This is a genomic window from Longimonas sp. (assembly GCF_046498435.1).
Lineage (GTDB): Bacteria > Bacteroidota > Rhodothermia > Rhodothermales > Salinibacteraceae > Longimonas.
Genome location: NZ_JAWOAR010000129.1, coordinates 1 through 3738, shown reverse-complemented (window position 1 = coordinate 3738; position 3738 = coordinate 1). Strand labels below are relative to the sequence as shown.

The window sequence follows — 3738 nt, the reverse complement described above, 5'->3', positions numbered from 1 at the left end:
AAAAAATTGCGAGCCTTCATATTAGTCCCGGGCATCAGCGCCTTCCTCGATCAGAGGCGTCGATCACAACCGTTTCAACTGGACTGCTGCACTGTCACGCTTGATTGTTTCGTGTTTGAGCGCAAAATCCCTCCCCCTAAATCCCCCTCCTCCGAGGGGGACTTCATGAAAGCGCCCGCTGGTTCCTTCCTCCCCGGGGAGGAAGGGTAGGATGGAGGGGAAACCATTCATCTGAACCCATCCTTTTGGGGGGCATGCCCCTATGAAGAGTCGTATGACTTTTGTCGTGTACTGTACTCCCGGTCCCAAAATACGGGATGTGGAGCTGGTAATTATGAGAGGCATCTGTTATTTTCGTCACTGGATACGTGAGCAGTTCTGTCACGCATTTTCTATTATCTTGATCCTTTACGATTTTATCTTGCAGACCGATACATGCGCGGCAAGGGCCTCCCACAAGATGATGTCCAAGCCTATGTGTGGCTGTCCCGTGCCGTCGCACACAGCGATGAAGACGCCTCCGTATCTACGAGCTTGCAGGATGCCCTAACGCAACTGGAAGATCGAATGGACGAGGCGCAGCGTGCCGAGGCCGAAGCTCTGCTTCGAACAGCATCATCGCATTCTACGGATACGCCGTCTGACTCGGCCACACCGGACGAGTAGCCCACTCACCCCGCCTCCTCGTCAGTGACCACCCCGGCCGATTTCGGATACGACACGTAAGGCTTCACCACGGTGTCGTTCAGTTCGGCAATGGAGGCGGTGTCGGCCATCTTCGAGAGTTCGCGGAGCGTGCCCGAGCGGTCCAGAATCGCGATGGGGTCGTGATTTGTGGCGTAAGCGGCATGGCGCGAGCGGTCTACGTGCAGGTAGAACGGCAGGTCGTCCTCAACCGTGTCGGGGGTGGACAGGCCCTCGTCAAGCAGCCAGTGCCGTACGGTTGCCGCCCAGGCCTCCTGTTGGGCAGTGCCTGGCGTATCCCCCAGAAATGTGACCCGGAAAAAGTCGCGGTTAATGAAGCGCCGCGCTAAGTCCGCCAGGACCGGGTCCTCTGCCTGCATCCACTGCTTCAGGCTGAAGAGCACGTCGGTATCGTCGAGCTGGCAGTAGTGCGTGCGTACGGTCTCGGTATCCAACTGGTTGGCGGTGATGGCATGTTCTAAGAAGAAGCAGAGGCTGCGGCTGCCCTGACGAATGGTGCGGGCCACCTCAGACCCCGCCCGCAGGTGCCGCCGGGCCCGTCGCAGGGCCGCATGCAGCACGCGGTCGCCCGCCAGCACGGTCTTGTGCAGGTACACCTGCCAGTACATCAGGCGACGCGAGATGAGGAAGTTTTCCACGGCGTAGATGCCCTTGCCCTCCACCGTAAGGCGCGCATCGGGGCCGCCCGCGAGCGGGTGCACCCGCAGCGTTTTGATGAGGCGTTGCACGCCCACCTCGCCCTCGGCCACGCCCGTGTAAAAGGCGTCGCGGCGCAGGTAGTCGAGGCGATCCATATCGAGCTGACTCGACACAAGCTGATGCATCCACGGGCGCTCGTACGTGCCATCGAAGATAGCGATGGCGTCGTTGAGGGCCCCGTCGAAGCGGTTGTTGAGATGCACAAGGAGCACGCGGCTCATAGCCTCGTGGTGGAAGTCCTGGATGAGCTCGTGCTCCAGCGTATGCGAAAACGCGCCGTGGCCCACGTCATGAAGCAGGGCGGCTGCCAGTGCTGCGGTGTGCTCCTCGGGCGCAATGGGGGTGCCCTTGTTCGAGAGGCTCGTGAGTGCATCGTGCATTAGCGCCAGCGCGCCCAGCGCGTGGTTGAAGCGCGTGTGCTCGGCCCCCGGAAACACCAGGTGCCCCACCCCAAGCTGCCGAATGCGCCGCAGCCGCTGCACCTCGGGCGTCTGAATCAGCTCCATGAGCAGATTCTTGGGCACCGAGATAAACCCGTGTACCGGATCCGAGAAAATCTTGAAGCGCTGCTGGTTCGATAGCGACACGGGCACGTACAGGTGGATGCGAAGGCTACACTTGGTATCCCAACGAACCATCTTGTGTGACGTTGCCGATGTTTGTCGTGCAGCACGTGACGAATCCGCCCGTCTGTGCGTCTGCATGAATGCGCCGGTCTGATGCCGGACGCTTGCGTACTCTTTCCTCTTGACTCACATGCCTTTATGTCTACGTTTCGCTTACTGCTTGCTCCCGTGCTCCTCGCCGTTGTGCTCGTTGTTGTGCTCGTTGGATGCGAAGGCCCCACCGGCCCGCAAGGTCCGCAAGGTCCACAGGGACCGGCTGGCCCCGCAGGCGCGCTCGTTGAAACCTTCGAGGTTTCGTTTGATGTCGATGACGCGTCCGAAAGCGAGGACGGGCTCGTGCTCTTCCAAAACTACGACTTCCCCGAAATCACCGACAGTGTAGACGACAACGGCTTCGTGCAGGCGTACTATCTGGCCGATAACGACACATGGACGGCCATGCCCTACACCTTCGGGGACGAATCGCCCGATGTGGACGCGGTCGACTACACGCTCACGCTCGGCTATGCCTGGAACGTGGGACTGGTGCAGGTTTTCTACGAAGCCTCGGCGCCGTTCGCCCTCGACTTTGCTCGCGACCGCACTGTCAAAATTGTTGTGGCGGATGCGCGGGCCGCTACCACCGCCGGGGTCAACTGGTCCGATTACAGCAGTGTGCAGCAGCGCTTCGACCTGGAGGAGTAATGCACCGTCTCACATATCAGATACACAAGAGCGGGATCTTCTGCAGAAGCGAACCCTGTGCGGCAACGCTCGTTCACGATGCGATTCGCGGTCTGCGTCCCTTGTGGCGGGGCCGTTTCTTTCGTTCTGATCACCCTGTACGCGCTTTACCTTATGGCTTACCTGTTCACATCTGAGTCGGTGTCGGAGGGACACCCCGACAAAGTGGCCGACCAGATTTCTGATGCTGTTCTTGACTCGCTTCTCGCCGATGACCCGCACAGCCGCGTGGCGGTCGAAACCATGGTTACCACCGGTCTGGTGGTGCTGGCGGGCGAGGTAACGACCGAATCGTACGTTGATGTACGCGAAACCGCTCGCAACGTAATCCGCGACATTGGCTATACCGATCCGCGCCTGCGCTTCGATGCCGAGTCGTGCGGCGTGCTGAGCAGCATCCATGAGCAGAGCAGCGACATCAGCCTCGGCGTGGACGGCAAAGAAGAGCAGGGGGCCGGCGATCAGGGCCTTATGTTTGGTTACGCTTGCCAAGAGACGAAGGAGCTCATGCCGATGGCCATTACCTATGCGCACCGGCTCATGAAAGAGCTGGCGCACATCCGTAAGCAAACCGACCAGATGAGCTACCTGCGCCCCGACAGCAAAAGCCAGGTCACTGTCGAATACGAAGACGACCGCGTTACGCCGCGCCGCATCGACACCGTGGTGGTCTCCACTCAGCACGACGAAGGCATCAATCAGAAGCGCATCAGAGACGATGTACAAAACATCCTGCTGCCTCGCGCCTTTGGCGAGCGCTACGAGGAGCTCATCGACGACGACCTGGTGCTGCATGTGAATCCCACCGGACGCTTCGTGATCGGCGGCCCTCACGGCGACGCGGGCCTGACCGGACGTAAGATCATTGTGGATACGTATGGCGGCAAGGGCGGCCACGGCGGCGGGGCCTTTAGTGGCAAAGACCCCTCGAAGGTGGACCGCAGCGCTGCCTATGCTGCACGCCACGTGGCCAAGAACATCGTAG

Annotated in this window: 4 protein-coding genes; 3 read left to right on the top strand and 1 reads right to left on the bottom strand. The window is 60.3% G+C overall.

What is annotated here, in order from left to right:
- The first annotated feature begins 477 nt into the window (after window positions 1–477).
- Window positions 478–666, top strand: coding sequence for a hypothetical protein (locus tag R6U20_RS04990; protein ID WP_410336766.1), 189 nt, complete (start codon window positions 478–480; stop codon window positions 664–666).
- Between the two features lie 5 nt (window positions 667–671).
- Here the strand turns inward: R6U20_RS04990 and R6U20_RS04985 are convergent, their stop codons facing one another.
- Window positions 672–2042 carry an HD domain-containing protein gene (locus R6U20_RS04985; RefSeq protein ID WP_410336765.1) on the bottom strand — a complete coding sequence of 457 codons (1371 nt, stop codon included), beginning with the start codon at window positions 2040–2042 and terminating at the stop codon, window positions 672–674.
- A 126-nt stretch (window positions 2043–2168) separates the two neighbouring features.
- Here R6U20_RS04985 and R6U20_RS04980 point away from each other — a divergent pair, with 126 nt between their 5' ends.
- On the top strand, window positions 2169–2714 hold the full coding sequence (locus tag R6U20_RS04980; RefSeq protein ID WP_410336764.1) for a hypothetical protein: 546 nt from the start codon (window positions 2169–2171) through the stop codon (window positions 2712–2714).
- Window positions 2715–2867: 153 nt separating this feature from the next.
- On the top strand, window positions 2868–3738 hold an 871-nt coding region (metK, locus tag R6U20_RS04975; protein ID WP_410336763.1), incomplete at its 3' end, for a methionine adenosyltransferase.

What these genes read in the sequence shown, in the direction of transcription:
- R6U20_RS04985 (WP_410336765.1), bottom strand. Translation starts at nt 2,042, where the DNA reads ATGGTTCGTTGGGATACCAAGTGTAGCCTTCGCATCCACCTGTACGTG.
- R6U20_RS04980 (WP_410336764.1), top strand. Translation starts at nt 2,169, where the DNA reads ATGTCTACGTTTCGCTTACTGCTTGCTCCCGTGCTCCTCGCCGTTGTG.